The 26,079-nt window shown below is 64.4% G+C and carries 29 protein-coding genes; 17 read left to right on the top strand and 12 right to left on the bottom strand.

Annotated elements, in window-relative coordinates; all coding sequences use genetic code 11:
• Nucleotides 1–9: 9 nt before the first annotated feature.
• The 5 genes from PQT43_RS17100 (at nucleotide 10) to fdhA (ending at nucleotide 6,464) form a co-directional block, all read left to right on the top strand.
• A complete protein-coding gene (locus PQT43_RS17100; RefSeq protein ID WP_011063902.1) occupies nucleotides 10–312 on the top strand; it encodes a sarcosine oxidase subunit delta in 303 nt (100 codons plus the stop codon).
• Complete coding sequence (locus PQT43_RS17095) at nucleotides 309–3,326, top strand: sarcosine oxidase subunit alpha (protein WP_110594433.1); 3,018 nt, start codon at nucleotides 309–311, stop codon at nucleotides 3,324–3,326. The genes PQT43_RS17100 and PQT43_RS17095 overlap by 4 nt, the downstream gene beginning before the upstream one ends.
• Before the next feature lie 158 nt (nucleotides 3,327–3,484).
• Nucleotides 3,485–4,117 (top strand): sarcosine oxidase subunit gamma, encoded by a 633-nt coding sequence (locus tag PQT43_RS17090; RefSeq protein WP_047306416.1) that lies wholly within the window; start codon nucleotides 3,485–3,487, stop codon nucleotides 4,115–4,117.
• A 118-nt stretch (nucleotides 4,118–4,235) separates the two neighbouring features.
• Nucleotides 4,236–5,093, top strand: a complete 858-nt coding sequence (gene purU, locus PQT43_RS17085) for a formyltetrahydrofolate deformylase (protein WP_060841437.1) — start codon at nucleotides 4,236–4,238, stop codon at nucleotides 5,091–5,093.
• A gap of 171 nt (nucleotides 5,094–5,264) precedes the next feature.
• Nucleotides 5,265–6,464 carry a formaldehyde dehydrogenase, glutathione-independent gene (gene fdhA / locus PQT43_RS17080; protein ID WP_047306414.1) on the top strand — a complete coding sequence of 400 codons (1,200 nt, stop codon included), beginning with the start codon at nucleotides 5,265–5,267 and terminating at the stop codon, nucleotides 6,462–6,464.
• 102 nt (nucleotides 6,465–6,566) lie between these two features.
• Here fdhA and PQT43_RS17075 read toward each other — a convergent pair whose 3' ends face one another.
• Nucleotides 6,567–6,839 carry a hypothetical protein gene (locus PQT43_RS17075; protein WP_047306413.1) on the bottom strand — a complete coding sequence of 91 codons (273 nt, stop codon included), beginning with the start codon at nucleotides 6,837–6,839 and terminating at the stop codon, nucleotides 6,567–6,569.
• Between the two features lie 454 nt (nucleotides 6,840–7,293).
• Here PQT43_RS17075 and PQT43_RS17070 point away from each other — a divergent pair, with 454 nt between their 5' ends.
• The gene (locus PQT43_RS17070; RefSeq protein ID WP_015637294.1) at nucleotides 7,294–7,584 is read left to right on the top strand and encodes a type II toxin-antitoxin system RelB/DinJ family antitoxin; all 291 of its coding nucleotides are present in this window, start codon (nucleotides 7,294–7,296) and stop codon (nucleotides 7,582–7,584) included.
• Nucleotides 7,544–7,864 carry a type II toxin-antitoxin system YafQ family toxin gene (locus PQT43_RS17065; protein ID WP_306766516.1) on the top strand — a complete coding sequence of 107 codons (321 nt, stop codon included), beginning with the start codon at nucleotides 7,544–7,546 and terminating at the stop codon, nucleotides 7,862–7,864. Before PQT43_RS17070 ends, PQT43_RS17065 begins: the two co-directional genes overlap by 41 nt.
• 63 nt (nucleotides 7,865–7,927) lie before the next feature.
• On the opposite strand, the gene PQT43_RS17060 is transcribed toward PQT43_RS17065, so the two are convergent.
• From PQT43_RS17060 to PQT43_RS17050, 3 genes are all read right to left on the bottom strand, one after another.
• Nucleotides 7,928–8,491, bottom strand: a complete 564-nt coding sequence (locus tag PQT43_RS17060; RefSeq protein ID WP_123389837.1) for a hypothetical protein — start codon at nucleotides 8,489–8,491, stop codon at nucleotides 7,928–7,930.
• A 150-nt stretch (nucleotides 8,492–8,641) separates the two neighbouring features.
• Nucleotides 8,642–9,316, bottom strand: a complete 675-nt coding sequence (locus PQT43_RS17055) for an anti-sigma factor (protein WP_110652386.1) — start codon at nucleotides 9,314–9,316, stop codon at nucleotides 8,642–8,644.
• Nucleotides 9,313–9,957 (bottom strand): sigma-70 family RNA polymerase sigma factor, encoded by a 645-nt coding sequence (locus PQT43_RS17050; RefSeq protein WP_442962472.1) that lies wholly within the window; start codon nucleotides 9,955–9,957, stop codon nucleotides 9,313–9,315. Before PQT43_RS17050 ends, PQT43_RS17055 begins: the two co-directional genes overlap by 4 nt.
• 186 nt (nucleotides 9,958–10,143) lie before the next feature.
• Between PQT43_RS17050 and PQT43_RS17045 the strand changes: the two genes are divergently transcribed.
• The 4 genes from PQT43_RS17045 to PQT43_RS17030 all read left to right on the top strand — a co-directional run bounded on the left by PQT43_RS17045 (nucleotide 10,144) and on the right by PQT43_RS17030 (nucleotide 13,158).
• On the top strand, nucleotides 10,144–10,707 hold the full coding sequence (locus tag PQT43_RS17045; protein WP_253084003.1) for a DUF2780 domain-containing protein: 564 nt from the start codon (nucleotides 10,144–10,146) through the stop codon (nucleotides 10,705–10,707).
• A 138-nt stretch (nucleotides 10,708–10,845) separates the two neighbouring features.
• Entirely contained in the window at nucleotides 10,846–11,274 is a 429-nt protein-coding gene (locus PQT43_RS17040; protein WP_102881078.1) for a DUF350 domain-containing protein, read from the top strand.
• A 10-nt stretch (nucleotides 11,275–11,284) separates the two neighbouring features.
• Nucleotides 11,285–12,007 carry a DUF1190 domain-containing protein gene (locus tag PQT43_RS17035; protein ID WP_267269023.1) on the top strand — a complete coding sequence of 241 codons (723 nt, stop codon included), beginning with the start codon at nucleotides 11,285–11,287 and terminating at the stop codon, nucleotides 12,005–12,007.
• The gene (locus PQT43_RS17030) at nucleotides 12,004–13,158 is read left to right on the top strand and encodes a glutathionylspermidine synthase family protein (RefSeq protein ID WP_272754340.1); all 1,155 of its coding nucleotides are present in this window, start codon (nucleotides 12,004–12,006) and stop codon (nucleotides 13,156–13,158) included. Before PQT43_RS17035 ends, PQT43_RS17030 begins: the two co-directional genes overlap by 4 nt.
• Here the strand turns inward: PQT43_RS17030 and PQT43_RS17025 are convergent, their stop codons facing one another.
• Nucleotides 13,159–14,046 (bottom strand): acyltransferase, encoded by an 888-nt coding sequence (locus PQT43_RS17025; protein ID WP_213665178.1) that lies wholly within the window; start codon nucleotides 14,044–14,046, stop codon nucleotides 13,159–13,161. It lies immediately after the preceding gene.
• A gap of 220 nt (nucleotides 14,047–14,266) precedes the next feature.
• On the opposite strand from PQT43_RS17025, the gene rloA2 reads away from it, so the two are divergent.
• The 5 genes from rloA2 (at nucleotide 14,267) to PQT43_RS17000 (ending at nucleotide 18,556) form a co-directional block, all read left to right on the top strand.
• The gene (gene rloA2 / locus PQT43_RS17020) at nucleotides 14,267–14,767 is read left to right on the top strand and encodes a retropepsin-like aspartic peptidase RloA2 (RefSeq protein ID WP_102881075.1); all 501 of its coding nucleotides are present in this window, start codon (nucleotides 14,267–14,269) and stop codon (nucleotides 14,765–14,767) included.
• Between the two features lie 59 nt (nucleotides 14,768–14,826).
• On the top strand, nucleotides 14,827–15,507 hold the full coding sequence (gene creB, locus PQT43_RS17015) for a two-component system response regulator CreB (RefSeq protein WP_102881469.1): 681 nt from the start codon (nucleotides 14,827–14,829) through the stop codon (nucleotides 15,505–15,507).
• Nucleotides 15,507–16,925 carry a two-component system sensor histidine kinase CreC gene (gene creC, locus PQT43_RS17010; protein ID WP_047306398.1) on the top strand — a complete coding sequence of 473 codons (1,419 nt, stop codon included), beginning with the start codon at nucleotides 15,507–15,509 and terminating at the stop codon, nucleotides 16,923–16,925. The genes creB and creC overlap by 1 nt, the downstream gene beginning before the upstream one ends.
• 91 nt (nucleotides 16,926–17,016) lie before the next feature.
• Nucleotides 17,017–18,393 carry a cell envelope integrity protein CreD gene (gene creD, locus PQT43_RS17005; protein ID WP_102881074.1) on the top strand — a complete coding sequence of 459 codons (1,377 nt, stop codon included), beginning with the start codon at nucleotides 17,017–17,019 and terminating at the stop codon, nucleotides 18,391–18,393.
• A complete protein-coding gene (locus tag PQT43_RS17000; RefSeq protein ID WP_181433968.1) occupies nucleotides 18,386–18,556 on the top strand; it encodes a hypothetical protein in 171 nt (56 codons plus the stop codon). The genes creD and PQT43_RS17000 overlap by 8 nt, the downstream gene beginning before the upstream one ends.
• Here the strand turns inward: PQT43_RS17000 and PQT43_RS16995 are convergent.
• Complete coding sequence (locus tag PQT43_RS16995; protein WP_272754339.1) at nucleotides 18,553–19,182, bottom strand: glutathione S-transferase; 630 nt, start codon at nucleotides 19,180–19,182, stop codon at nucleotides 18,553–18,555. The genes PQT43_RS17000 and PQT43_RS16995 overlap by 4 nt on opposite strands.
• 110 nt (nucleotides 19,183–19,292) lie before the next feature.
• Here PQT43_RS16995 and PQT43_RS16990 point away from each other — a divergent pair, with 110 nt between their 5' ends.
• Nucleotides 19,293–19,715 carry a hypothetical protein gene (locus tag PQT43_RS16990; protein WP_253083998.1) on the top strand — a complete coding sequence of 141 codons (423 nt, stop codon included), beginning with the start codon at nucleotides 19,293–19,295 and terminating at the stop codon, nucleotides 19,713–19,715.
• Here PQT43_RS16990 and PQT43_RS16985 read toward each other — a convergent pair.
• The 6 genes from PQT43_RS16985 to PQT43_RS16960 all read right to left on the bottom strand — a co-directional run bounded on the left by PQT43_RS16985 (nucleotide 19,693) and on the right by PQT43_RS16960 (nucleotide 26,071).
• Complete coding sequence (locus PQT43_RS16985; protein ID WP_110594445.1) at nucleotides 19,693–19,881, bottom strand: hypothetical protein; 189 nt, start codon at nucleotides 19,879–19,881, stop codon at nucleotides 19,693–19,695. The two genes, PQT43_RS16990 and PQT43_RS16985, sit on opposite strands and share 23 nt — an antisense overlap.
• Nucleotides 19,878–20,999 carry a PepSY-associated TM helix domain-containing protein gene (locus PQT43_RS16980; RefSeq protein ID WP_272754338.1) on the bottom strand — a complete coding sequence of 374 codons (1,122 nt, stop codon included), beginning with the start codon at nucleotides 20,997–20,999 and terminating at the stop codon, nucleotides 19,878–19,880. The genes PQT43_RS16985 and PQT43_RS16980 overlap by 4 nt, the downstream gene beginning before the upstream one ends.
• A 62-nt stretch (nucleotides 21,000–21,061) precedes the next feature.
• Nucleotides 21,062–23,521 carry a TonB-dependent siderophore receptor gene (locus tag PQT43_RS16975; protein WP_102881070.1) on the bottom strand — a complete coding sequence of 820 codons (2,460 nt, stop codon included), beginning with the start codon at nucleotides 23,519–23,521 and terminating at the stop codon, nucleotides 21,062–21,064.
• A 180-nt stretch (nucleotides 23,522–23,701) separates the two neighbouring features.
• Nucleotides 23,702–24,679: a FecR domain-containing protein gene (locus tag PQT43_RS16970; protein WP_272754337.1), complete on the bottom strand. Its 978-nt coding sequence runs from the start codon at nucleotides 24,677–24,679 to the stop codon at nucleotides 23,702–23,704.
• Nucleotides 24,676–25,194: an RNA polymerase sigma factor gene (locus PQT43_RS16965; RefSeq protein WP_102861966.1), complete on the bottom strand. Its 519-nt coding sequence runs from the start codon at nucleotides 25,192–25,194 to the stop codon at nucleotides 24,676–24,678. The genes PQT43_RS16970 and PQT43_RS16965 overlap by 4 nt, the downstream gene beginning before the upstream one ends.
• A gap of 169 nt (nucleotides 25,195–25,363) precedes the next feature.
• Nucleotides 25,364–26,071 carry a 3'-5' exonuclease gene (locus PQT43_RS16960; RefSeq protein ID WP_267269015.1) on the bottom strand — a complete coding sequence of 236 codons (708 nt, stop codon included), beginning with the start codon at nucleotides 26,069–26,071 and terminating at the stop codon, nucleotides 25,364–25,366.
• Nucleotides 26,072–26,079 lie beyond the last annotated feature (8 nt).

Here is a 26,079-nt window from a genome sequence, read left to right as displayed (position 1 = left end):
CAACTCCCTATGTTGCATATCTTCTGTCCTCACTGCGGCGAGCTGCGCTCCGAAGAGGAATTCCATTCGTCCGGCCAGGCGCACATTCCCCGGCCGCTGGACCCCAACGCCTGCACCGACGAGGAGTGGGGCGACTACATGTTCTTCCGCGATAACCCTCGCGGCCTGCACCACGAGCTGTGGATCCACGCCGCCGGTTGCCGCCAGTACTTCAACGCCACCCGCGACACCGTGACCTACGAAATTCTTGAAACCTACAAGATAGGCACCAAACCGCAGTTCACCGCCAAGGCTGCTGGAGAGAAGGTATGAGCCAGACCAATCGCCTGTCCAACGGCGGACGCATCGACCGCAACAAAGTCCTGACCTTCACCTTCAATGGCCAGACCTACAAAGGCTTCGAGGGCGACACCCTGGCCTCGGCCCTGTTGGCCAACGGCGTGGACATCATCGGTCGCAGCTTCAAGTATTCCCGGCCCCGGGGCATCTTCGCCGCGGGCTGCGAAGAGCCCAACGCGGTGCTGCAGATCGGCGCCACCGAAGCCACCCAGATCCCCAACGTGCGCGCCACCCAACAGGCGCTGTACCAGGGCCTGGTGGCCACCAGCACCAACGGCTGGCCTAGCGTCAACAACGACATGATGGGGATTCTCGGCAAGGTCGGCGGCAAGCTGATGCCGCCGGGCTTCTACTACAAAACCTTCATGTACCCGCAATCGTTTTGGATGACCTACGAGAAGTACATCCGCAAGGCGGCGGGCCTTGGCCGTTCGCCCACCGAGAACGATCCGGACACCTACGACAACATGAACCAGCACTGCGACGTGCTGATTGTCGGTGGCGGCCCGGCCGGTCTTGCCGCTGCGCTGGCCGCTGCCCGTAGCGGCGCCCGAGTGATCCTGGCCGATGAGCAGGAAGAATTCGGCGGCAGCCTGCTGGACAGCCGCGAAAGCCTGGACGGCAAGCCGGCGGTGGAGTGGGTGGCCAGTGTGGTCGCCGAGCTCAAGTCGCTGCCGGATGTGTTGCTGCTGCCACGGGCCACGGTCAACGGCTACCACGACCATAACTTCCTGACCATTCACGAGCGTCTCACCGATCACCTCGGCGACCGCGCGCCGATCGGCCAGGTGCGCCAGCGTATCCACCGGGTCCGCGCCAAGCGCGTGGTGCTGGCCACCGGCGCCCACGAGCGGCCGCTGGTCTACGGCAACAACGACGTGCCGGGCAACATGCTGGCCGGTGCCGTCTCCACCTACGTGCGCCGCTACGGCGTGGCCCCGGGCAAGAAACTGCTGCTGTCTACCAACAACGACCACGCCTACCGCGTGGCCCTGGACTGGCTCGACGCCAGCCTGCAAGTGGTGGCCATCGCCGATGCGCGGCACAACCCCCGCGGTGCCCTGGTGGAAGAAGCCCGGGCCAAGGGTATTCGCATCCTCACTTCCAGTGCGGTGATCGAAGCCCGTGGCAGCAAGCACGTGACTGGCGCGCGCGTAGCGGCCATCGACGTCAAGGCGCACAAGGTCACCAGCCCCGGCGAATGGCTCGATTGCGACCTGATCGCCAGCTCCGGCGGCTACAGCCCGGTGGTGCACCTGGCTTCGCACCTGGGCGGCAAGCCGGTGTGGCGTGAAGACATCCTCGGTTTCGTGCCCGGTGAAGCGCCGCAGAAACGCGTGTGTGTCGGCGGTATCAACGGCGTCTACAGCCTCGGCGACACCCTGGCCGATGGTTTCGAAGGCGGTGTGCGCGCCGCCAGCGAAGCCGGGTTCCAGAGCGTCGAGGGCGTGTTGCCCAAGGCCCTGACCCGCCTGGAAGAGCCGACCCTGGCGCTGTTCCAGGTGCCCCATGAAAAAGGCACGGCGCGTGCGCCCAAGCAATTTGTCGACCTGCAGAACGACGTCACCGCCGCCGCCATCGAACTGGCGACCCGCGAGGGCTTCGAGTCGGTGGAGCACGTCAAGCGCTACACCGCGCTGGGCTTCGGCACCGACCAGGGCAAGCTGGGCAACGTCAACGGCCTGGCCATTGCCGCCCGTTCGCTGAACGTCAGCATCCCGCAGATGGGCACCACCATGTTCCGCCCGAACTACACGCCGATCACCTTCGGCGCCGTGGCCGGCCGGCACTGCGGGCACATCTTCGAGCCGGTGCGTTTCACCGCGCTGCATGCCTGGCATGTGAAGAATGGCGCCGAGTTCGAAGACGTCGGCCAGTGGAAGCGTCCCTGGTACTTCCCGAAAAACGGCGAAGACCTGCATGCCGCGGTCAAGCGTGAATGCCTGGCGGTGCGCGACAGCGTCGGCCTGCTGGACGCCTCGACCCTGGGCAAGATCGACATCCAGGGCCCGGACGCCCGGGAATTCCTCAACCGCATCTACACCAACGCCTGGACCAAGCTCGACGTGGGCAAGGCCCGCTACGGCCTGATGTGCAAGGAAGACGGCATGGTCTTCGACGACGGTGTCACCGCCTGTCTGGCCGACAACCACTTCCTGATGACCACCACCACCGGCGGCGCGGCCCGCGTGCTGCAGTGGCTGGAGATCTACCAGCAGACCGAATGGCCGGACCTCAAGGTGTACTTCACCTCGGTCACCGACCACTGGGCCACCATGACCCTGTCGGGCCCCAACAGCCGCAAGCTGCTGAGCGAAGTCACCGACATCGACCTGGACAAGGACGGCTTCCCGTTCATGACCTGGAAGGAAGGCCTGGTGGGCGGCGTGCCGGCGCGGGTGTTCCGTATCTCGTTCACTGGCGAGCTGTCCTACGAGGTCAACGTCCAGGCCGACTACGCCATGGGTGTGCTGGAGCAGATCGTCGAGGCTGGCAAGAAGTACAACCTGACCCCTTACGGCACCGAAACCATGCACGTGCTGCGGGCCGAGAAGGGTTTCATCATCGTCGGCCAGGACACCGACGGCTCGATGACCCCGGACGACCTGAACATGGGTTGGTGCGTGGGCCGGACCAAGCCGTTCTCGTGGATCGGCTGGCGTGGGATGAACCGTGAAGACTGCGTGCGCGAGCAGCGCAAGCAACTGGTGGGCCTCAAGCCGATCGACCCGACCCAGTGGCTGCCGGAAGGCGCGCAACTGGTGTTCAACCCCAAGCAGGCGATTCCCATGAGCATGGTCGGTCACGTGACCTCCAGCTATGCCCACAACTCCCTGGGTTATTCCTTTGCCCTGGGTGTGGTCAAGGGCGGCCTCAAGCGCCTGGGCGAGCGGGTCTTCGCGCCCCTGGCCGATGGCCGGGTGATCGAGGCGGAAATCGTTTCCTCGGTGTTCTTCGACCCCAAGGGCGACCGCCAGAACATATGACATGAACCCGGGCACGCACCCTGTAGCCGCTGCCGCAGGCTGCGCCAAGGTCCGCAGGACCTGCCCGGGATGCAAAACCTTGCGCCCGGTTCCCAAGCGACCGCAGCCCCTGGCAGCGACAACCGGAACCGGACCACAGAATAAAGGACAGGTGCTCCATGACCGCAGTCAACGTTTACCAACAGCGCCCCACCACCGGGGCCAAGGCCGAGTCGTCCTTGCACCACGCCGACCTGCCGAGCCTGGTGGGCAAGGGCCGCAAGAACGCCGGTGTGATCCTGCGCGAGAAAAAACTCCTCGGTCACCTGACGATCCGTGGCGACGGCCACGACCCGGCCTTCGCCGCCGGCGTGCACAAGGCCCTGGGCATCGAATTGCCGGGTGCCTTAAGCGTGGTGGTCAAGGGTGAAACCAGCCTGCAATGGCTGGGCCCGGATGAGTGGCTGCTGATCGTGCCCAGCGGCGAAGAATTCGCCGCCGAGCAGAACCTGCGCGCCGCCCTGGGCGACCTGCATATCCAGATCGTCAACGTCAGCGGCGGCCAGCAGATCCTCGAACTGTCCGGCCCCAACGTGCGCCAGGTGCTGATGAAGTCCACCAGCTACGACGTGCACCCCAACAACTTCCCGGTGGGCAAGGCGGTGGGCACGGTGTTCGCTAAGTCGCAACTGGTGATCCGCCGTACCGGCGAAGACACCTGGGAGTTGCTGGTGCGCCGCAGCTTCTCCGATTACTGGTGGATGTGGCTGCAGGATGCCGCCGCCGAATATGGCCTCAGCGTCCAGGCCTGAACCCTAACCCTGTGGCCGCTGCCGCGGGCTGCGACAAGGCTCGAAGAGCCGCCCCCTGCGGGGCCGAGCGCAGCCTTCGGCAGCGGCTACAGTGCTTTCGTCAACAGGAGCCCATCTGATGAGCCGCGCCCCCGATACATGGATTCTCACCGCCGACTGCCCCAGCGTGCTCGGCACGGTGGACGCGGTGACCCGCTTTCTGTTCGAGCAGGGTTGCTACGTCACCGAGCACCACTCCTTCGATGACCGACTCTCGGGCCGCTTCTTCATTCGCGTGGAATTTCGCCAGCCCGACGGCCTCGACGAACAGGGCTTTCGTCAGGGGCTGGCCGAGCGCGCCAAAGCCTTCGAGATGAACTTCGAGCTGACCGCGCCGCACTACCGGCCGAAGGTGGTGATCATGGTCTCCAAGGCCGACCACTGCCTCAACGACCTGCTCTACCGCCAGCGCATCGGCCAGTTGCCCATGGACGTGGTGGCGGTGGTGTCCAACCACCCGGACCTCAAGCCCCTGGCCGACTGGCACCAGATTCCCTACCACCACTTCCCCCTCGACCCCAACGACAAGCCGTCCCAGGAGCGTCAGGTGTGGCAGGTGATCGAGGAGTCCGGCGCCGAACTGGTGATCCTTGCCCGCTACATGCAAGTGCTGTCGCCGGAGCTGTGCCGCAAACTCGATGGCAAGGCGATCAATATCCATCACTCGCTGCTGCCGGGCTTCAAGGGCGCCAAGCCTTATCACCAGGCTTACAACAAGGGCGTGAAACTGGTGGGGGCCACGGCGCACTACATCAACAACGACCTGGACGAAGGCCCGATCATCGCCCAGGGCGTGGAAGTGGTGGACCACAGTTACTACCCCGAAGACCTGATCGCCAAGGGGCGTGACATCGAGGGCCTGACCCTGGCCCGGGCGGTGGGCTACCACATCGAACGGCGGGTGTTCTTGAACGGCAACCGCACGGTGGTGCTCTGATGATTCTTGGGGCTGCTGCGCAGCCCTTCGCGAGCAAGCTCGCTCCTACAGGCGTTGCGCCTGTTTGCGTGAAAGCGATTTTGAGAACGAAACAGCATCCGTACCCGAGCAATCCACGTGTTTCCCCCTTTGGGTAACGCGGTTCCATAACAACAACAGCGAGGTGAAAGCATGTCTGGTAATCGTGGTGTCGTGTATCTGGGCAGCGGCAAGGTCGAGGTACAGAAAATCGACTATCCAAAAATGCAGGACCCGCGCGGCAGGAAGATCGAGCACGGCGTCATCCTGCGCGTAGTCTCCACCAACATCTGCGGTTCGGACCAACACATGGTCCGTGGCCGTACCACCGCCCAGGTCGGCCTGGTCCTGGGTCATGAAATCACTGGCGAAGTGATCGAGAAGGGCAGCGACGTCGAGAACCTGAAGATCGGTGATCTGGTGTCGGTGCCGTTCAACGTGGCGTGCGGGCGCTGCCGTTCCTGCAAGGAGCAACACACCGGGGTCTGCCTGACCGTCAACCCGGCCCGCGCCGGTGGCGCCTACGGCTACGTCGACATGGGCGACTGGACCGGCGGCCAGGCCGAGTACGTGCTGGTGCCTTACGCCGACTTCAACCTGCTGAAACTGCCGGATCGCGACAAGGCCATGGAGAAGATCCGCGACCTGACCTGCCTCTCCGACATCCTGCCCACCGGTTATCACGGCGCGGTGACTGCCGGCGTTGGCCCGGGCAGCAGCGTTTATGTGGCCGGGGCCGGCCCGGTCGGCCTGGCCGCCGCTGCGTCTGCGCGCCTGCTGGGGGCGGCGGTGGTGATCGTCGGCGACGTCAACCCGGTGCGCCTGGCCCACGCCAAGGCCCAGGGGTTTGAAATTGCCGACCTGTCCAAGGACACCCCGCTGCACGAACAGATCGCCGCCCTGCTGGGCGAGCCGGAAGTCGACTGCGCGGTGGACGCCGTGGGCTTCGAAGCCCGGGGCCACGGCCATGCCGGTGCCCAGCACGAAGCCCCGGCCACCGTGCTCAACTCGCTGATGGGCGTGGTACGCGTAGCGGGCAAGATCGGCATTCCCGGCCTGTACGTCACCGAAGACCCGGGCGCGGTGGACGCCGCGGCGAAGATGGGCAGCCTGAGCATCCGCTTCGGCCTGGGCTGGGCCAAGTCCCACAGCTTCCACACCGGCCAGACCCCGGTGATGAAATACAACCGCCAACTGATGCAGGCCATCATGTGGGACCGCATCAACATCGCCGAAGTAGTGGGCGTGCAAGTCATCAGCCTCGACGACGCCCCGCGCGGCTATGGCGAGTTCGATGCCGGCGTGCCGAAGAAATTCGTCATCGACCCGCACAAGCTGTTCAGCGCTGCCTGAGGACCGTCAGCCTTTGGGTTGAAGCCTGTCAGTCACTTAAAACGCCGCCTTCTCTTACCGAGAACGCGGCGTTTTTTTCTTCTGGGGTGAGGGCACTTTCAATCAGGCGATCAGCGTGGCGCGCAAGCGCCGTCCCAGCACATCCATCAGGTCGCAGCCATCGCGCAGGGGAATGGCGCAGAGCTGGGCCAGCTCCTGGGCCAGTACCGGGTCCTTGCCCAGCGCATCGCTCAAGGCCAGTTGCTCCAGCACCTGGGTCACGGCGCGGATACGGAAGGCGGCGGCTTCATGGAGCACATCCAGCGGCGCCTGAGTGTCGATCAGTAGGGAGGGGATATTGCAGTCGTGGCCGGTGATCGGCATGTAACGGTTCATTCGATAACACTCCTGTGTCGTCTTCCTGAATGCCGCCACTCATCTGTCGCCAAGCATTGGGTGGCAGCTGTACGCAGGTTGGCGAACCGGAGACACAAGAACCCGGCAGACCCTGAGGTCTCCCGCGCACAGCTGCCATAAAGCAACGGATGCGCATGCATGCACGTTCTCCACTGTCTGCGGAAATCGCGTATGCCATTGTGTCTGTCGGGTCGCCAAACCCGATCGCCCTCTGGGCGACCGGCGGACTATAAGCCGCCGGTGCGTGAGGCAGCAAGGCGCTGGGGGGTGGATGTCTTGCAGAAGGTTTCGTCCGCTGTGGCGTCGCTGAACGTGCATGAGGTCCTGTTTACGAGTCCGGTCCACTGAAATCGGTTGACCGCAAAGAGTCGACCTCGCAGAATGGAAAAACGTAGCCACAATGTAGCTACAAATAACTAATAGAGGTGATACCTTGGCTGCATTACTGAAAACCACTGACGTGCGTTGCCGCATAGACGAGGATTTGAAGGTCAGTGCCACCGCTGTGCTCAATGCCTGTGGGCTGAGCCTGAGCGAGGCCATGCGTCTTTTCCTGCGTCAGGTTGTGGCCGTGCAGGGACTGCCTTTCGAAGTGCGTGTCCCATCGGAGAAAACCGCTCGTGCCATGGCGCAGGCGCGTGAGATTCGTCGTCAGTACGACTCGATTGACGACATGTTGAGGGATGCTGATGGCGAAGCCGGAGAGGAACCCAAAGCGCGCTGACCTGCCCAGGCAATGCGCACAAACGCCGGAGTTTAAAAAGTCCTGGGAGCGCTATCGGCGTGCAGGGCGTCGTGACATGCACGAAGTGCGCAAGGTCATGGTGCTGCTGTTCCTGGGAGAGCCGCTACCGGCGCAGTATCTCGATCATGCGCTGAAGGGGGAGTGGGACGGTTTCAGGGAGTGTCATATCGGTGGCGATTTTCTGCTGATTTATGACGTGGCCCGAGCCGGTCTTGTGACCTTTGTCGACCTGGGCAGCCATGCCGAATTGTTCAGATAGCCTCATGCAGATTGCACAAACCCGCCTATTGGCGGGTTTGTGTTGCCTGCCAATCAAGCCTGATCAATAGCCTCTACCCGGGTAGTCGAACCAGTGTTCGCCACTCAGGATTTCCTTTATGTCGGTCTCGGCCAGGATGCCTGGCGCATCCCGCTGGAAGCGCGAGCGCCACTGGGGCAGCCACCAGTAGTTCAGCGCCGTGCCTCGTGGTATCAGCACCAGGGTCAGGACGGGGCGGTCCATGGCCCCGCGCTGATACAACTGGTGGCTGCGGTCCATGAGGTCCAGGTAGTAGTCGAGGGGCAGGGACAGCATCAGGGCCGTGGTATGCACCTTTTCCGTCTGGGTTCGCCGTGGGTCCTGCAGCAGGTTCAGGGCCTCGCAGTAGTAACGCTCGGGTTGGCGGGCGAACGCCTGGGCCTCGGCAACGCCAAGAATGCCCAAGGCACTGCCGTCGTCGCGCCAGTCGGCTCCCTGGCGATCGCTGAAGTGCTGGCGGATGAAGCCGGTCAGGGGGCCCGGGGCTGTGTCGGCGCATTGGCTGCTATCAACCGGGGTGCCGATTCGCCAGAGCAAGACGGCGATTGCCAGGGCCAGCAGAAGACCGCTGTAGAGTGCAGCTTTCATAAGAGTCCGTTCGATGGATGGCGCCAGGCGAGGCGGGGGCTTGCATGGCAGGCAAGGGCCTGCCTGCAAGGATGCGACGGGGGGCCTGGGCGCGGAGTTTACCCTGACGACGTTCGCGGGCAAGCCCGTTCCTGCGGCAGCAGGTGCCTGTTACAGCGCCGCCAATTGCCCCTGGTACAACACCGGCCCGGTGGGTTGCCCAGTAGGTGAGCCGCCGTGGGGTTCCAGGCTCACGGCCAGGGCGATCGGGGTGCCCAGCAGTTCGCGTTGGGCCGGGCTCAGGTTGATCTTGCCTTGGCCGCCTACCGGCACCACGCCGAGGGAAATCGGTTTGCCGTCGGCAGGGATCGCCCAGAGTTCCAGGCTGCGGTCCAGGCCAACAGCCGCCAGGGTCAGGGGTTCCACTTGCAGGTACTGGGCATGGGCCTTGATCCGCAGGGCCGGTTGCTGGTCGGCGCTGAGCAGGGTGGCGCTGTAGCGCACCTGATCGCTCTGCTGGATAAAGCCGATGTACAGGGTCGCCAGCACGGCGCAGGCGGCGAGCGCCAGACGCAGGCGCATCCACAGCGGGTTCTTCTGCGGTACGTGCAGCACTTGCGGTTCGATGCGTGCCTGGATGCCCGCCCAGACCCGTTCCGGCACCGCGGCTTCAGGCAGGGCTTCGGTCAGGCTGGCGAGGCTTTCCTGCCACTGCGCCAGTTCTTCGCGCAGCGCCGGGTCGTCCAGCAGGAGCATTTCGAAGCGCCGGCGGGCGGCGCCCTGCATCAGGCCGATGGCGTAGTCGGCGGCCAGGGCGCGGCGGCGTTCTGGGGTTCGATAGTTCATGATTCAAGGCACCGGCGCAGGCGTTCCATGCCCCGACGAATCCAGGATTTGACCGAGCCCAGGGGCGCGGCCAGGTGTTCGGCCAGCTCCGAGCAGGACAGGCCCTGGAAGTAGGCCACGGTGATGGACTGACGCTGCATGCCGTCGAGGCTTTCCAGGCAGCGGTTCAGGGCCCGGGCGGCGCGGGCGCTGTCCAGTTGGTCGTGGGCCGAAGGGCTTTGATCCTCCAGCTGTTGTTCTTCGAGTTCGCCCAGGGGCCGTTCGCGGTGTTTGCGCAACTGGTCGATGGCCTGGTTGCGGGTGATGTTGACCATCCAGGTCAGGGGCGCGGACAGGTGCGGCTGGTAGCGTACGGCGTTGTTCCAGATGCGCACGAAGCTTTCCTGCAGCACCTCTTCGGCCTGATCGCGGCGGCCCATGAAGCGCAGGGCGACGCCGTGCAGGCGTGGCGCAACACTGCGATAGAGGGTTTCGAAGGCCCGGCGGTCGCCCAGTGAACACTGGGCCAGCAGGTGTCGCAGTTGATCGGTGTCGAGGCTCGAGATGGCGGTTCTCCTGGCAGGAACTGGGGCAAGGGGCAACGACAGGCGCCGACTGACGCAGCCAAAGATTAGTCCAGGGGGGGCGGTTGTTCCATTCACGTCTTGCTGCCTCGCGCCGGGGGGCTGGGGTTGGCGCTTGTGGACGATATACGCAGCAGCAACGGGCCTGGATGCAGCCGCCGGACGGCAGGGCGGGCGTCGGAACATTCAGTGTCGGGCTCAGTCAAAACACTGCTTTCCCGCCGCCCGAATCCGGGTGGTTTCTCGCCCCATGAGGTTGTTTCGATGAATATTCCACGCGGTTTCGCCCTGGCTACCCTGATGACCCTGGCAGCCGGTTCGGCTCTGGCCGGCGGTTTCAGCCTGAACGATGCGGCCAACGCCATTGCCGGCATGCAAGGCGGCGACAAGGCTGCCGCCGCCGCGCCGACTTCCCAGACCGCCGGCCTGCTGGGCACGCTTGCGCAACTCAATGTCACCCCTGAGCAAGCCATCGGCGGCACTGGCGCCATGCTCGGCCTGGCGAAAAATCAACTAAGCAGTTCGGACTACTCGCAACTGAGCCAAAGCGTGCCGGGCCTGGATCAACTGTCGGGCAGCAACGCACTGGGCAGCCTGGGCGCCTTGGGTGGCCTGCTTGGCCAGTCTTCCGGCAAGAGCGCCGGTCTGGACAGCGCCCTGGGCAACGTCAAGGACACCCATGACCTGAACAACGCCTTTGGCGCCCTGGGCATGGACAGCGGCATGATCGGCCAGTTTGCTCCGCTGATCCTGCAGTACCTGGGCCAGCAGGGCGTTGGTGGTTCCCTGCTGCAAAGCCTGAGCGGCATCTGGGGCGTGCCCAAGTAACCTCCTGTGGCCCCGGCGCCGAGTGCGTCGGGGCTTGCCTTGAGGGTTGAAACAGTCGTCTTTACCTTTCCTGGAGTTTTCGCCGAATCGGGCCTGTGCTATATCTCGCGCCCCGTTTTCCAAGGAAGCTTGAACGCGATGTTCATGGATGCACTGAAGATGTCTTTGCCCGCCGATGCGGTGCTCGGTTTCATGCTCTACATGCTGGGCGCTGCCCTGGTGTTTGCCCTCTACGCGTTCATCTACACGCGCCTGACCCCCTATAACGAATTCGCCCTGATCCGCCAGGGCAACAGTGCCGCTTCCATCGCTCTTTCCGGCGCCTTGCTGGGCTTTGCCATTCCGGTGGCCAGCGCGATTTCCCATTCCATTTCGATCATCGACTTCCTGCTCTGGGCCGGCATCGCCGCGGTGGTGCAATTGCTCACGTTCCTGGTGGTCAGCCTGACCCTCAAGGGCCTGTCCCAGCGCATCGCCAACCAGGAACATTCCGCGGCGATCCTGGTGGCTTCGGTGTCTGTCGGTGTCGGCCTGCTGAATGCGGCCTGCATGACTCCATCGGTCTGAGGGCGCCGGCATGAAACGCAGTAAAAGCGTGCGCCTGGTGCTGCTGGGCAGTGTGCCGTTCGCCCTGGTTGCGTGTGACGGCCAGCCTCAGGCAACCCGCGAAGTGCGCCAGACCCAGCATTTCAGCAGCGTCCGCGACTGCGTACTGGCACAGGTTCCGTCCGCGATCTGCCAGGCCGCTTTCGATGATGCCCGCGAGCGTGGAGAGCTGATAGCGCCGCGTTATCTCGACCTGCAACGCTGTGAAGACGACTTCTTCGCTGGCAACTGCATGGTTTCCAGAGACAACCGCGCCTACGTGCCGATTGCCAAGGGCCTCGCCCTGACCACCCAGCGCACGGTGCCGGTTCAACCCGAAGACGAGCAACCCGAGCAGGCCAGCTCCAGCAGTTCGGGTGGTGGTGGTGGTGGTGGTGGTGGTGGTGGTGGCTCCAGCGCCCGTTCGGGCTCCAGCTTCTGGCGCTGGATCGGCCTGGACTCCACGCCCGAGCCGCGCTATTTCAGCGAGACGCTGTACAAGGAGCGCGACGGTCGGGGCGGCTCGCAACTGAGCACCCTCAGCCAGCAGGTGGCGGCCGGCAAGACCTTCTCCGGTGCCAGTGGCGGGCGTTTCGGCATTTCCAGCCCGGACCACTTCACCAGCGCCGGCAATTCCCTGGCCGGTGCCCATGAAGTGGTCAGCCGTGGCGGCTTCGGTTCCTCCAGCCGCAGCAGTTGGAGCTTCGGTTCTTGAAGCGCATCCCCAGCACCCCGCGTGCGGATTGGCAGGCCACGGCGGAGCAGTTGGGCTTTGCCTTCCACACCTTCGACGGCGAGCCGTACTGGGATGAGTCGGCCTACTACCGCTTCAGCCTGCGGCAGATCGAGGACGACCTGGAAGACCCGACCCGGGAACTGCACGAGCTGTGCATGGCCCTGGTGGCCGAGGTGGTGGACAGCGAAGCCTTGCTGGAGCGCCTGGCGATCCCTGCGGCCTTTCATGAGTTGATCCGCCAGTCGTGGAAGCAGGGCGATCCCCATCTCTACGGACGCATGGACCTGTGCTACGACGGCAGCGGCCCGGCCAAGCTCCTGGAAACCAACTACGACACGCCGACTTCGCTGTATGAGGCGAGCTTCTTCCAGTACGTCTGGCTCGAACAGCAGATGCAGCGCGGGCAATTGCCGGCCGGCTGCGACCAGTTCAACAGCATCGAAGACAAGCTGCTGCAGGCCTTTGTCCAGGGCGGCTTCAAGTCGCCGATGCACTTTGCCTCGGTGCGGGACTCGCTGGAGGATCGCGGCACCGTCGAATACCTGCGCGACATTGCCCGTCAGGCTGGCCTGGGTACGCGACTGATCGATATCGAGGACATCGGCCTGAATGCCGGCGGGCGTTTCGTCGACCTGCTGGGCACGCCCATCGACAGCCTGTTCAAGCTCTACCCCTGGGAACAGCTGTTCAACGAAGCCTTCGGCCCGGCGCTTGCCGGTAGCCGCACGCAGTTCGTCGAGCCGCCGTGGAAAGCGATTCTGTCCAACAAGGGCGCGCTGGCCCTGCTCTGGGAACGGCATGCGGGACACCCGAACCTGCTGCCGGCGTTTATCGACGACGACCCATCCGCGAGCCTGGGCCCGGGCTGGGTGCGCAAGCCGTTCTTTTCCCGAGAGGGCGCCAATGTGGAAATCTGCACCGAGGGCGGTGAGCGCCTGATCGAGGCCGGGCCCTACGGCGGGCCGTGCATCCGCCAGCGGTTTCATCCGCTGCCGGTGTTTGCCGGCAATCACACGGTGATTGGCAGTTGGGTGATCGGCGATCAGCCGGCGGGGATTGGCATTCGCGAGGACAACTCGCCGATCACCAAGGACAGCAGCCGCTTCCTGCCCCACGTGATCAGCGATTGATCAGCGGCGTTCGCTCAGCAGTTCGCTGATGCGCTGGTCCTTGTCGGTCCACAGCTGGTTGACCCAGTCCTGCACTTGCTGGCGGAACACCGGGTCGTTTTCGTAATCGCCGTGCCACAGCGCCGGGTCCAGCTCGCGGGTGCGGATGTCGATGATCACCTTGGGCACGCTGCCGCAGATCAGGTCCCAGAAGCCGGGAATGCGTTCTTGGGGATAGACCACGGTCACGTCCAGCACCGCGTCCAGCTGTTCGCCCAGGGCTGCGAGAACGAAGGCCACGCCGCCGGCCTTGGGCTTGAGCAGGTGCTGGAAGGGTGAGTTCTGTTGCTGGCGCTTGGCCTCGGTGAAACGGGTGCCCTCCAGGTAGTTGACCACGGTCACCGGCTGGCGCTTGAACAGCTCGCAGGCTGCCTTGGTGATCTCCAGGTCCTTGCCTTGCAGCTCCGGGTGCTTGGCCAGGAACGCCTTGCTGTAGCGCTTCATGAAGGGGTAGTCCAGGGCCCACCAGGCCAGACCGAGGAACGGCACCCAGATCAGTTCCTTCTTGAGGAAGAACTTGAAGAACGGCGTGCGCCGGTTGAGGGTCTGGATCAGCGCCGGGATGTCGACCCAGGATTGGTGGTTGCTCACCACCAGGTAGGAGGTGTCGACTCGCAGGCCGTCGCCGCCGCGAATGTCCCAGCGGGTAGGGATGCACAGGGCGAAGATCAGCTTGTCGATTTCGGCCCAGGTCTCGGCGATCCACATCACCGCGGCGGACGCGTAGTCCCGCAGGCGTCCCGGCAGGATTAGCTTGAGCAGGGCAAACACCATCAGCGGGCCGAACAGCACCAGGGTGTTGAGCAGCAGGAGCAGGGTGACGAAACAGCCGGTGAGCAGGCGGCGCATAAGGCACTCTTTACAATCTTTTGAGCGCGCCATGATAAGCAGCTTCGGCGGGCAGGCCAAATTCAAGTGTGCTGACGAATGTTTCACTTGGGAGTGGGTAGGGTGTTGGGCAGGCCGGGCCTCTTCGCCGGCAAGCCGGCTCCTGCGGGGCAGCGGTAGAACCAATTCGTTGGCCGCGGTCTAAAATCCCGCTGCCCCTCTCTTCAAGGAATCCACTGTCGTGAAATCTGTCCTTGCTCTTGTTTCTCTGTTGGCGCTGCCGGTGATGGCCGCCGAGCCGACGTTGTATGGCCGTTACGAATACATCCGCCTGCCGGAAATCGGCGAAACCCTGCAGGCCAAGATGGACACCGGGGCCCTGACCGCGTCGCTGTCGGCCAAGGATATCCAGACCTTTACCCGCGACGGCGAGGACTGGGTGCGCTTCCGCCTGGCCACCAAGGAGGCTGGCGGCAAGGTCTATGAACACAAGGTGGCGCGCATCAGCAAGATCAAGAGCCGCTCCGAGGAGGGCGATGAGGCTGAAGAACCGCAGTCGGCCAAGCGCCCGGTGGTGGAGCTGGAGATGTGCCTGGGCAACGTCAAGCGCACGGTGGAGGTCAACCTCACCGACCGCAGCAGCTTCAACTATCCGCTGCTGATCGGTGCCAAGGCGCTGCGGGAGTTCGGCGCGGCGGTGAACCCGGCGCGGCGCTATACCGCGGATAAACCCGACTGCTGATTGACGGGATACCGGGCATCCGGCACCGTTCGCCCACTGAATTTGCGCGCTTGGATGCCATGCCCCATATCCTGATTGTCGAAGACGAAGCGGCGATTGCCGACACCCTGATCTTTGCCCTGCAAGGCGAAGGTTTCACCACCACCTGGCTGAGCCTGGGGCGTGCGGCCCTGGACTATCAGCAGGCAACCCCGGCGGACCTGATCATCCTCGATATCGGCCTGCCGGATATCAGCGGCTTTGAAACCTGCAAGCAGCTGCGGCGCTTCAGCGAGGTGCCGGTGATGTTCCTCAGCGCCCGGGACGGTGAGATCGATCGGGTGGTGGGGCTGGAAATCGGCGCCGACGATTATGTGGTCAAGCCCTTCAGCCCCCGGGAAGTGGCGGCGCGGGTCAAGGCGATCCTCAAGCGCATGACGCCGCGCACCGCGCCCGAGGCGGCCCCGGCGCTGTTTGTCATCGACCCGGAGCGGGTGCAGATCAGCTACCGGGCCCAGCCCCTGAGCCTGACCCGGCATGAATTCCGCCTGCTGCAATGCCTGCTGGAACAGCCCGAGCGGGTGTTCAGCCGAGAGCAGTTGCTGGACGCCCTGGGGGTGGTGGCGGATGTGGGCTACGAGCGCAATATCGACAGCCACATCAAAAGCCTGCGGGCCAAACTGCGCCTGGTGGCGGCCGAGGCCGAGCCGATCCAGACCCATCGCGGCCTGGGCTACAGCTACAGCCCGAGCCAAGCCTGATGACCTTGGGCATCCGCATCTTCCTGGTCTATTTGCTGTTCATCAGCCTGACCGGCTATTTCGTGCTGAGCACGGTGATGAAGGAGATCCGCCCCGGCGTGCGCCAGTCCACCGAGGAAACCCTGGTGGACACCGCCAACCTGCTGGCGGAGATCCTGCGGGACGATTTCAAGGCCGGCACCCTCAGCGAGAACCGCTGGCCGCAACTGCTGCGGGCCTATGGCGAGCGGCAACCGGCAGCGACCATCTGGGGCCTGCCGAAGAATCAGGTCAACCACCGTATCTACGTCACCGATGCCAAGGGCATCGTGGTCCTAGACTCCAGCGGCCTGGCGGTGGGCCAGGATTATTCGCGCTGGAACGACGTGTACCTGACCCTGCGCGGCCAATATGGCGCGCGTTCGTCGCGCTCGCTGGCCGACGATCCCAATTCCTCGGTGATGCACGTGGGCGCGCCGATCCGTGACAACGGCCAGATCATCGGTGTGGTTACCGTGGCCAAGCCCAACAGTTCCCTGCAGCCCTATGTCGACCGCACCGAACGCCGCCTGCTGTGGTACGGCGCCGGACTGATCGCCATGGGCCTGCTGTTTGGCGCCTTGCTGTCCTGGTGGCTGAGCGCGGCGTTGCGGCGCATGACCGCCTACGCCCTGGCGGTCAGTGAAGGGCGCCGCGCCGAGCTGCCGCACTATCGCGGCGGCGAGCTGGAGCAACTGGCGACGGCGGTGGAACACATGCGCACCCAGCTCGAAGGCAAGGCCTATGTCGAGCGCTACGTGCACACCCTGACCCACGAACTCAAGAGCCCCCTGGCGGCGATTCGTGGGGCGGCGGAGTTGCTACAGAGCGAGATGCCCCTGGAGCAGCGCCAGCGTTTCGTCGGCAATATCGACAGTGAAAGCGCGCGCATGCAGCAGTTGATCGAGCGTCTGCTGAACCTGGCGCAAGTGGAGCAGCGCCAGGGCCTGGAAGAGCGGGTGAAGGTGCCCCTGGCGCCGTTGTGCAAGGAGCTGCTGAACAGCCAGCACGGGCGTATCGAAGGCAAGCAACTGCAGGTGCAACTGCGGGTGCCGGCGGACCTGGCCTGGTCCGGCGAGCCGTTCCTGCTGCGCCAGGCCCTGGGCAACCTGCTGACCAACGCCCTGGACTTCAGCCCCGCAGGCGGCCTGCTGCGTTGCAGCGCGCAACCTGTGGAGGAGGGCGTGGAGCTGGTGCTGTTCAACCAGGGCGAGCCGATTCCGGACTACGCCCTGCCGCGCCTGTGCGAGCGTTTCTACTCGCTGCCGCGCCCGGACAGCGGGCGCAAGAGCACCGGCCTGGGGCTGAATTTCGTCGAAGAGGTGGTGCAACTGCATGGCGGCCAGATGCACATCGAAAACGTCCCGGGCGGGGTGCAGGTGACCTTGCGTCTGCCCTGAGCGGGGATTCTCCACAGAGTCTCCACATTGCCCCCATAAAACCCCCATGGCCGCGTTCCAGACTCTCTCCCATTCCAACTGGGAGAGCCTCATGAACCGTAACCTGACCTTCAAACTCGGGGCCATTGGCCTGTTGATCCTGCTGTTGCTGATACCGCTGCTGATGATCAGCGGCCTGATCAGCGAGCGCCAGAGCCTGCGCGACGGCGTGCTCGAGGATATCGCCCGCAGCTCCAGCACCCAGCAGCAGATCAGCGGCCCGGTGATGGTGGTGGACTACCGCAAGACCGTGCGCACCTGGAAAACCGACGACAAGACCAAGAAGCGCTACCAGGAAACCAGCGAGCAACAGGGGCGGCTGTTTTTCCTGCCCGAGCATTTCGAGCTGGACAGCAAGGCCCAGACCGAGCTGCGTGCCCGGGGGATCTACGAGGCGCGGCTGTTCCACGCCGACAACCACCTCAGCGGCCATTTCGTCGTGCCCGAGCAGTACGGCATCAAGGAAGACTTTGCTGATTACCAGTTCGACCAGCCGTTCCTGGCGGTGGGCATCAGCGATATCCGCGGCATCGAAAACGCCCTGCAACTGCAGCTCAATGGCCAGACCCTGGACTTTGCCCCGGGCACTTTTGTCAGCTGGCTGGACGAAGGCGTGCACGTGCTGCTGCCGCCCCTGGATCTGAAGAAGAGCACCCGCCTGGACTTCGCCTTCGACCTGCGCCTGCAGGGCACCGGGCAACTGCAGGTGCTGCCGGTGGGCAAGACCAGCAAGGTGCTGCTGACGGCCAACTGGCCTCACCCAAGCTTTGTCGGCAACTACCTGCCGGTGCAGCGTGAAGTCACCGAGCAGGGCTTTTCGGCGCTCTGGCAGACCTCGTTCTTCTCCACCAACCTGGAACAGGCCATGGAGCGCTGCGCCTACAGCAGCCAATGTCAGGACTTCAACAGCCGCAGCTTTGGCGTGAGCTTCATCGACCCGGTGGACCAGTACCTGAAAAGCGACCGGGCGATCAAATACGCGCTGCTGTTCATCGGCCTGACCTTTGCCGGCTTCTTTCTCTTCGAGGTGCTCAAGAGCCTGTCGGTGCACCCGATCCAGTACGGCCTGGTGGGCGTGGCACTGGCGTTCTTCTACCTGTTGCTGCTGTCGCTGTCGGAGCACCTGGGTTTCGAACTGGCCTACGGCGTGTCGGCTGCGGCCTGTGTCGGCTTGATCGGTTTCTATGTCAGCCATGTGCTGCACAGCTGGCGTAACGGCGCAGTGTTCGCGCTCTCGCTGGCGGCCTTGTACGGCTTGCTGTATGGCCTGCTCAGCGCCGAGGACTATGCGCTGCTGATGGGCTCGCTGTTGCTGTTCGGTCTGCTGGGCGTGTTCATGGTGCTGACCCGCAAGCTGGACTGGTATGGCCTGGGCCAGCGCAAGGAGCCGGCCCCCCTGCAGTTCGACCTGGAGGCCATCCATGAGTAAGTCACTGGGCTTGCGTGAGGACCAGCGTCAGCGCGAGTGCCTGACGCAGCGGATTGGCCAGTTGTTTCCACCGGAGGCGTGGTGGCGGGTGCGCCAGCAAGCTGCTCCCCGTGCTACAGGAGCCGGCTTGCCGGCGAACAGGGCCGAGCGCCTGACCGATTAGACCGGTGGCCGTGTCGCCAGCATCGATGGCCGCTGACTGACCTCGAAGTACCAGGCCGCGAGCCCGGGCTGTGGCTGGCGCCACTCCAGGTCTGGATGGCGGAAGTCCAGGTAAGCCAGGGCACAGGCGACGCTGATGGCGGCCACGTCGAAGTGGCTGGCCAGCTCGGCCAGCGCCTCGGTCTCAAGCACTGCCAGGGCCCGTCGGATCTTGTCGCGCTGGCCTTCGAGCCACGGCGCCCAGTGGTGTTCCGGTGGCCGCAGGGTCAGCTCGTAACGCACCAGCACTGCCGCCTCCAGGATCCCGTCGGCCAGGGCCGCCAGGGTCAGGCGCCGCCAGCGGGCCGAACCCTCTTGGGGAATCAGTGGGTTGCCGACATGTTGCTGGTCCAGGTACTCGAGGATCACCCGGCTGTCGTAGAGCACCTGGCCGTTGGCCAGGCGCAGGGCAGGAATCTTGCCCAGGGGGTTGTCCTGGTTCAGCGCGTTGTCCGGGTTTACCGGGGTCAGTTGGCAGGCTTGCAGGGCCACACGGTCGAGCTGCCCGGTTTCGTGCAGCAGCACCATGATTTTGCGTACGTAAGGTGATGCCCGGTTGTGGAACAGCGTCATGCTTGGGGTAGACATGAATATTCCTCGCGGTTGGGAACGGAGCACAGGCTCGCGGCCCGAGGATCTTAGCGCAGCCTGTGGCACTGGCCACAGGGGCGGCACAAGGGACAGACAAGGAGCGATGAATGCGCAGGTCCTATCTTTTGCACGGGCTGTACAGTCTGGCCCTGACCCTGTTGGGTGGGCTGGCGGTGTACCTGGCCCTGCAGTACGAGTTCCGCCGCAAGGGCGAGGGTGAGCCCGAGCTGATCATGGCGTTTGCCTACATGGCCTGGTACTGGGCGCTGCCGGCGCTGGCCCTGCCCGCCCTGGTGTGCGGGCTGCTGGGCCTGCGTGGCCCAGAGCCGGTGACCCGGCCCTGGCGCTGGAGCCTGGCGGCGAGCTATGTGCCGCTGCTGGGGCTGGCGCTGTTTTGCGTACTGGTCGCGGCTGAGGCGCTGCTGGAAAACCGCGTGTTCATTCCGGTGCTGCTGATCAGCCTGGGGCTGTCGGTTTATCTGTGGCGCGGTTTCCCCTCGGCTGCCGTCAAGCCGCTCGCCCGCGCCTGAACAAGCCCCGCAGGGCGATCAGCGCCGGCAGGCCCAGGCCGAGCCAGCTCAGGCTGTCCCAGATCCCATCCCCCAGCAGCGCCGCGAACAGGCCGCCGGCGCTGAGCAGGGCCAGGGCCAGCGGCGCCCTGAAGACTTTCCAGAAGTTCGATTGCCGGGGCTTCATGGGCGCACCTGCGCAACCGACTTCGCAGCACGCCGCCGGACTGTCCACAGGTACAGGCCACTGCCCAGGACAATGATGGTCAGCCCATCCAGGGTTGCCCACAGCACCTTCATCGGCATGCCGCCGTAGTCACCGAAGTGCAGCGGCTGGGACATGCCCATGGCATCCATGTACCAGGGGCGCGTGCCCACGGCGGTGACCTGCAGGGTGCTGGCGTCGATCAGCACCGGGGTCAGCAGGTGCGAAGTCAGGTGGCTGCTGCCCTTGAGGAACACCGCGTAGTGGTGCTCGCTGGAGAAGCGCGTGCCGGGGAAGGCGATGAAGTCCGGCTGCATGCCTGGGGCGGCTTCCCGGGCGATGTCCAGCAGGCGGCTGGCGGGAGCCAGCGCGGTCAGGGGCGGGGCGTCGCGGTAGGGCGCGACCATGGCGCTGAGGCTGTCGTTGCGCCAGGCGGCGATGATCAGGTCGGCACAGGCGCTGATGACCCCGGTCACCCCCACCACCAGGGCCCAGGTCAGGGTGACCACGCCGATCAGGTTGTGCAGGTCGAGCCAGCGCAGGCGGCTGGACTTGTCCTGACGCACGCTGGCGAATTTCAAGCGGCGCATGAACGGCAGATAGAGCACGGTGCCAGAGATGATCGCCAGCACGAAGAGGATGCCCATGAAGGCCAGCAGCAGTTTGCCCGGCAGCCCGGCGAACATATCCACATGCAGGCGCAGCATGACCATCATCAGCCCACCGTTGGCCGAAGGCATGGCCACGGCTTCGCCTGTGCGGGCGTCGAGCATGAAGGTGTGGGAGGAATTGGGCTCGGTGCCAGCGGTCTTGGCCATGATCGCCATCACACCGTTGGGCTCGTCCTCGTCCCAGCCGAAGTACTGCATGACTTCCCCCGGGCGGTGCGCTTCAGCGGCCTTGACCAGCTGTTGCAGGTCCAGGTGCGGGGTGTCGGCGGGCATCTCCCGCAGCTCGGGGGAATCCCCCAGCAGGTGGTCGATCTCGTGATGGAAGATCAGCGGCAGGCCGGTGAGCGCCAGCATCAGCAGGAACACCGTGCAGATCAGGCTGGTCCAGGTGTGGATAAAGGACCAGCGGCGGATTGTCTTGCTTTTCATCAAGGCTCCAACAGGCAAAAGGGCCGCGGTTCAGGCGGCCCTTGGGTGAGGGATTTCCCTTCTTAGAATTTGTAATTCACGCTGGCCATGACATTGCGACGGTCGCCGTAGTAGCAGTAGGTGCCGTCGCAGGTCGACATGTATTCCTTGTCAAATACGTTGTTGGCGTTGAGTGCCACGCTGGCACCCTTGAGCGAGTTGTCCAGGCGGCCGAGGTCGTAATGCACCGCTGCGTCATAGACGGTATAGGCCGCGGTATCACCGTCGGATTTGCGGGCCACATAGGCCAGGTTGCCTGCCGGAACGTTGTTGGTCTCGCCGATGTAGCGGGCTCCGAAGCCTACGCCGAAACCGTCCAGCAGCCCGTTGTGCCAGGTGTAGTCGGCCCAGATCGAGGCCTGGTTTTCCGGGGTCAATGGCAGCGGCCGGTTCTTGTCCTGAGGGTCGCCGACCTTGGTCATCTTGCTGTTGGCGTAGGTATAGGCGGCCGTCAGCTTGAGGTTCTCATTGACGTTGCCCACCGCTTCCAGCTCGAAGCCGCGGACCTTGGCCTCACCCAGTGGACGGCTGACGCCCAGGCTGTCGGTGAGGACGATGTTCTGCCGGGTCAGGTCGTATACCGCGGCAGTGAACAGCATGTCGCTGCCCGGAGGCTGGTACTTGAGGCCCAGTTCGTACTGCTTGCCGGTGCTGGGTTCGAAGGCCTGGCCTTTGGCGTTGCCGCCGGGCTCGGCCTGGAAGGATTCGGCGTAGGAAATGTAGGGGGTAAAGCCGGAGTCGAAGACGTAGCTGAGGGCTGCGTTGCCGGTGAATGCGTGATCGTCCCGCTCGTCATGGGGCTTGTTGGCGATGTTGTAGAACCTGGAGTCGGTGTGCAGCCAGTCCTGGCGCCCGCCCAGGGTCAGGCGCCAGTTGTCCAGGGCCATCTGGTCCTGGACGTAGAGCCCGGTGCCCTGGCGCTTCTGGTTGTAGTCGTTGTAGGCAAAGTAGGCGACTTTGCTGAAGTCCTGTCCGTAGATCGGGTTGATGATGTTGCTGGTAGGCGCTTCACCGTAGAGCCACTTGTAGTTGGTGTTGACGCGCTGGTGATCCAGGCCCAGCAACAGGGTGTGCTTGAGCTCGCCGGTGTTGAAGTCGGCCTGGAAGTTGTTGTCCACGGCGAACTGGCTGATGTCCTCGTTGACGATGTTGGCGCCACGGCGCACGGTGCCGTCGGCACTCACTGCCTGGTCGGGCTTGTTGGGCCAGTAGCTGCCGCCGGCGGTGATGCCCTGGAACGACAGGTCGCTCTTGGTGTACCGCAGGTTCTGGCGGAACTGCCAGACGTCATCCAGGCGATGCTCAAAGGCATAACCCAGTGCGTAGTAAGTCTTGTCGTAGTATTCCCAGCTCGGGTCGCCGAGGTTCTTGTGGTACTTGATCTCGCCGGCCGGGCTCGCCAGCTTGGTGCCCTGCAACGGCAGGAACTGGCTGGTGATGCCGGTATCGTCGCGGTTGAACTGGCTGAGGAAGGTCAGCTTGGTGTCTTCGTCGATATTCCAGGTCAGGCTGGGGGCCAGGTTGTAGCGCTTGTCCTGGTTGTGCTCGATAGCAGTGTTGCTGTCGCGGACCACGCCGCTGACGCGATACAGGAAGCGCCCTTCGTCATCGATGGGGCCGGTGCTGTCGAAGCTGATCTGCTTGCGCTGGTAGCTGCCGATCTGCAGTTGCACTTCGTGGCTGCTGCTGTCCTCCGGACGGCGGCTGACCATGTCCAGCAAGCCCCCGGGTGGTGTCTGGCCATAGACCGAAGACGCCGGGCCGCGAAGCAGGGCTACGCGCTCCAGGTCCCAGGTTTCCAGCTTGGGCATGGCGTAGGTGCCTTTGGGCAAGGGCAGGCCATCGAGAAACTGGGTGGGTTCGAAGCCTCGCACCTTCAGCCATTCGGCACGGCTGTCGCTGCCATAGCTACTGGCGGTGACACCGGGCATATAGCGCACGGCATCGTCGAGGTTCTGCACCGCCCGGTCGCTCATCTGCTCACGGGTAGCCACTGAGATGGAGCGGGGCACTTCGCGCAGCTCGGTATCGGTCTTGGTGCCGACGGCCGTACGTTTGGCCATGTAACCCTCGACCGGCCCCCAGGCCGTTTCATAACTGCCCTGGCCAGTGATATTGGTTTCCGGCAAGGTCACCACGCCTTCCGGTGCCGCCACCAGGCTGTAGGTGCCGGCGCTGCTGTGCTCCAGTTGCAAGCCGGTTCCGCGCAGGGCTTCGCGCAAGGCGCCCGGGGCGTCGAACTGGCCATTGACTGGAGCCGAGGTCTTGCCCGCCGCCAGGGATGGATTCAGGCTCAGGGCCAGGCCAGCCTGACTGGCAATCTGGTTCAGGGTGCTGGCCAGGGGCGCTGCTGGCAGGTTGTAGGCGCGCACGCTGCTGGCCTGTTCGGCGGCCATCAGCGCTGGGCTGGTCAGGGGGGCGCTGAGCGCGATGGCAACGGCCAAGAGACTGGGGCGCAATAGAGTGTCTAGCGGGCGGTACATACGGCGGCTCCTGAATGGAAATGTTTCGCAATTGCCTAGGTGCCGGACGAGATTGGAAAAGTGATAGGGCAGATTGAAAATAATTTAGATTTAGATTGATTGAGGTTAATTCGCTGGCAAGCCAGCTCCTGCGGGATCGGTGTAGGAGCGGGCTTGCTGGCGAAGGCCACGACACCGTTCTCAGCGTTTGGCGTCGACCTTGGCCACCACCGTCACCCACCAGTCGGTGTGCCGCTCGATCTTCACGGGCAGGGTCGGCAGCAGGGCATTGAGGGCCAGGTCGGTGTCCTGCAACGGGAAGCTGCCGGTGATCCGCAGGTCGGCCACTTCCGGGGCCACGCCCAGGTGGCCGCGGCGATAACGGCCCAGCTCATCGATCAGGTCACCGAGGCGGGCGTTGTCCACCACCAACATGCCTCGGGTCCAGGCATCGGCGCCCAGGTTCAGCGCCTGCAGCGGCCCGAGACCGTCGCGGCGCATCAGCACTTGTTGGCCTTCCTTGAAGACGTGTTCGTCCTGGCCGGCTTGCGCTCGCGCCGCCACCGCCGATTGCAGCACGCCGAGGCGGGTGCCCTGGTCTTCACGCTTGACCAGGAAGCGCGTACCCAGGGCGCGCATCCGGCCGTCGCGGGTTTCGACGATGAAGGGGCGACTGTCGTTGTGCCCGGTCTCGATGAGGATTTCGCCTTCCTGGAGAACGATCCGGCGCTGCTTCTCATCGAAGCGCACATCCAGCGCACTGTGGGTATTGAGGTTGATCACCGTACCGTCTGTCAGGCGCAGGGTGCGCTGCTCACCGGTGGCGGTGCGCTGGTCGGCCAGCCAGTAGTCCACCGGCAGGTAGCGCTCGCCGGCAAACAGCGCCAGCCCCGCCACCAGCACCACGCTGGCGACTCCGCGCCCCAGTTTGCGCACGCGCCGGCGCAGGCCTTCGCGAGATTGCACCAAGGCATTGCGGGCCGGGCCGGCCGCCACGCTAAAGCGCTGGTCGAGCATGCCCAACTGGCGCCAGGCGCGGGCGTGTTCTTCATGGGCGGCATGCCATTTGGCGAACTCTTCGCGCTCCACGGCACTGCCGCCGCCATCCAGCGACAGTTGCCAGGCAATGGCGGCATCCAGCACCCGGGCGGACACCGGCTTGGAGCTGATGGGGGTCATACCGGCTCCCCGTACAGGGCGATGTAGCACTGGCGGATGCCCTGGGCCAGGTACTGACGTACCCGTGGCACCGAGACTCCAAGACGCTCGGCGATCTCGGCGTGGCTCAGGCCGTCGAGGCGGTTATAGAGGAAGGCCATGCGCGCCTTGCTGGAGAGTTTGCCCAACAGGCGGTCGATGGCCTTGAGGTCTTCGAGGATCATCTGCTGCTCTTCCGGCGACGGTTGTTCGCCTTCGGGGATCAGCATCAGTTCGCTGAGGTAGGCCTGTTCCAGGGCGGCGCGGCGGAAGTAGTCGAACAGCAGGCCCTTGGCGATGGCCACCAGAAAGGCCCTGGGTTCCCGTGGAGCCTTGAGTTCGTCGCGACCCAGCAGGCGCACGAAGGTGTCCTGGCTCAGGTCCTCGGCCCGTTGAGCGCAGGCAACGTTGCGCCGCAGCCAGGCCAATAGCCAACGGCGATGGTCGCGATACAACGCACCAACCAGCTCATTGTGGGGGCTTTGGACTGACGACAACGGGGCTCACCGATCGAGAAGTTTAAAATAACGAGAACTATTCGCGATTGTGGCAGAGGCGAAACACAGGCGCAATTGGCGCTGGTCGGCTGCTCTTTCCCGAGGGTTGCACGCTTTTTTCTGATGTGGCGAGGCAGACTGCGCCCTCGCCACGGTCAATTGCCGCGGATCAGAACGAGTGCGCCTGCTGGCGGCGTTTCCATTGGCTGAGGCGCTGTTGCAGGTTCAGCGGGCTGTCAATCTGCTGCTGGCGGGCACGGTTGAACAGGATCAGTGCCAGCTCTGCCGTGGCCAGGGCGTCGGCTGCTGCGTGGTGACGCTCGGCCACTTGCAGCTTGAACACGTTGATCCAGTCATCCAGGCCGGCCTCACGGAAAGCGGCCTGGGGACAGAGCATGGGTGCCATGTCCGCCACGTCGAGGAAACTGTGCTGCAGGCGATAGCCCAGGCTGTCCTTGAGTGCCCGACCGAGCATGTGCTGGTCGAAGGGGGCATGAAACGCCAGGAGCGGGCTGTCACCGACGAACTCCATGAAGTCCAGCAGGGCCTCCACCGGATCGCAGCCGGCGGCGATGGCGCTGGGCCCCAGGCCATGGATCAGCACGCTGGGGCTGAGCTTGTGGCCTTCGCGCTGCAGGGTGCGTTCGAACTGCTGGCTGAAGTCGATGGCGCCGTCCTCGATCACCACCGCGCCGATGGACAGCACCTGATCGCGGTTGAGGTTGAGGCCGGTGGTTTCCAAGTCCACCACCACCCAGCGTTGCTCTCGCAGGCTGCACTCACCCAGCTCGGTGAACGCGGGCAGGTGGTCGCGACGTTGTTGCTGTTGGGCCGTCAGGACGCTGACGGCGGGACGGAACCAGGCAAACAGGCTCATGACGGATA

This window comes from Pseudomonas sp. BLCC-B112 (assembly GCF_028550695.1).
GTDB classification, from domain to species: domain Bacteria; phylum Pseudomonadota; class Gammaproteobacteria; order Pseudomonadales; family Pseudomonadaceae; genus Aquipseudomonas; species Aquipseudomonas danubii.
This window is presented reverse-complemented; position numbering and strand designations above follow the sequence as displayed.

Excerpts from the sequence above, each read along its gene's own strand:
- fdhA (WP_047306414.1), top strand. The coding sequence starts at position 5,265 with ATGTCTGGTAATCGTGGTGTCGTGTATCTGGGCAGCGGCAAGGTCGAG.
- PQT43_RS17040 (WP_102881078.1), top strand. The coding sequence starts at position 10,846 with ATGTTCATGGATGCACTGAAGATGTCTTTGCCCGCCGATGCGGTGCTC.
- creB (WP_102881469.1), top strand. The coding sequence starts at position 14,827 with ATGCCCCATATCCTGATTGTCGAAGACGAAGCGGCGATTGCCGACACC.
- PQT43_RS17075 (WP_047306413.1), bottom strand. The coding sequence starts at position 6,839 with ATGAACCGTTACATGCCGATCACCGGCCACGACTGCAATATCCCCTCC.
- PQT43_RS16990 (WP_253083998.1), top strand. The coding sequence starts at position 19,293 with ATGCGCAGGTCCTATCTTTTGCACGGGCTGTACAGTCTGGCCCTGACC.
- PQT43_RS16960 (WP_267269015.1), bottom strand. The coding sequence starts at position 26,071 with ATGAGCCTGTTTGCCTGGTTCCGTCCCGCCGTCAGCGTCCTGACGGCC.
- PQT43_RS17100 (WP_011063902.1), top strand. The coding sequence starts at position 10 with ATGTTGCATATCTTCTGTCCTCACTGCGGCGAGCTGCGCTCCGAAGAG.
- PQT43_RS17095 (WP_110594433.1), top strand. The coding sequence starts at position 309 with ATGAGCCAGACCAATCGCCTGTCCAACGGCGGACGCATCGACCGCAAC.
- PQT43_RS17035 (WP_267269023.1), top strand. The coding sequence starts at position 11,285 with ATGAAACGCAGTAAAAGCGTGCGCCTGGTGCTGCTGGGCAGTGTGCCG.
- PQT43_RS16980 (WP_272754338.1), bottom strand. The coding sequence starts at position 20,999 with ATGAAAAGCAAGACAATCCGCCGCTGGTCCTTTATCCACACCTGGACC.
- PQT43_RS17060 (WP_123389837.1), bottom strand. The coding sequence starts at position 8,491 with ATGAAAGCTGCACTCTACAGCGGTCTTCTGCTGGCCCTGGCAATCGCC.
- creD (WP_102881074.1), top strand. The coding sequence starts at position 17,017 with ATGAACCGTAACCTGACCTTCAAACTCGGGGCCATTGGCCTGTTGATC.
- PQT43_RS16985 (WP_110594445.1), bottom strand. The coding sequence starts at position 19,881 with ATGAAGCCCCGGCAATCGAACTTCTGGAAAGTCTTCAGGGCGCCGCTG.
- PQT43_RS17090 (WP_047306416.1), top strand. The coding sequence starts at position 3,485 with ATGACCGCAGTCAACGTTTACCAACAGCGCCCCACCACCGGGGCCAAG.
- PQT43_RS16975 (WP_102881070.1), bottom strand. The coding sequence starts at position 23,521 with ATGTACCGCCCGCTAGACACTCTATTGCGCCCCAGTCTCTTGGCCGTT.
- PQT43_RS17025 (WP_213665178.1), bottom strand. The coding sequence starts at position 14,046 with ATGCGCCGCCTGCTCACCGGCTGTTTCGTCACCCTGCTCCTGCTGCTC.
- PQT43_RS16970 (WP_272754337.1), bottom strand. The coding sequence starts at position 24,679 with ATGACCCCCATCAGCTCCAAGCCGGTGTCCGCCCGGGTGCTGGATGCC.
- creC (WP_047306398.1), top strand. The coding sequence starts at position 15,507 with ATGACCTTGGGCATCCGCATCTTCCTGGTCTATTTGCTGTTCATCAGC.
- purU (WP_060841437.1), top strand. The coding sequence starts at position 4,236 with ATGAGCCGCGCCCCCGATACATGGATTCTCACCGCCGACTGCCCCAGC.
- PQT43_RS17045 (WP_253084003.1), top strand. The coding sequence starts at position 10,144 with ATGAATATTCCACGCGGTTTCGCCCTGGCTACCCTGATGACCCTGGCA.
- PQT43_RS16995 (WP_272754339.1), bottom strand. The coding sequence starts at position 19,182 with ATGTCTACCCCAAGCATGACGCTGTTCCACAACCGGGCATCACCTTAC.
- PQT43_RS17065 (WP_306766516.1), top strand. The coding sequence starts at position 7,544 with ATGCTGATGGCGAAGCCGGAGAGGAACCCAAAGCGCGCTGACCTGCCC.
- PQT43_RS17000 (WP_181433968.1), top strand. The coding sequence starts at position 18,386 with ATGAGTAAGTCACTGGGCTTGCGTGAGGACCAGCGTCAGCGCGAGTGC.
- PQT43_RS17055 (WP_110652386.1), bottom strand. The coding sequence starts at position 9,316 with ATGAACTATCGAACCCCAGAACGCCGCCGCGCCCTGGCCGCCGACTAC.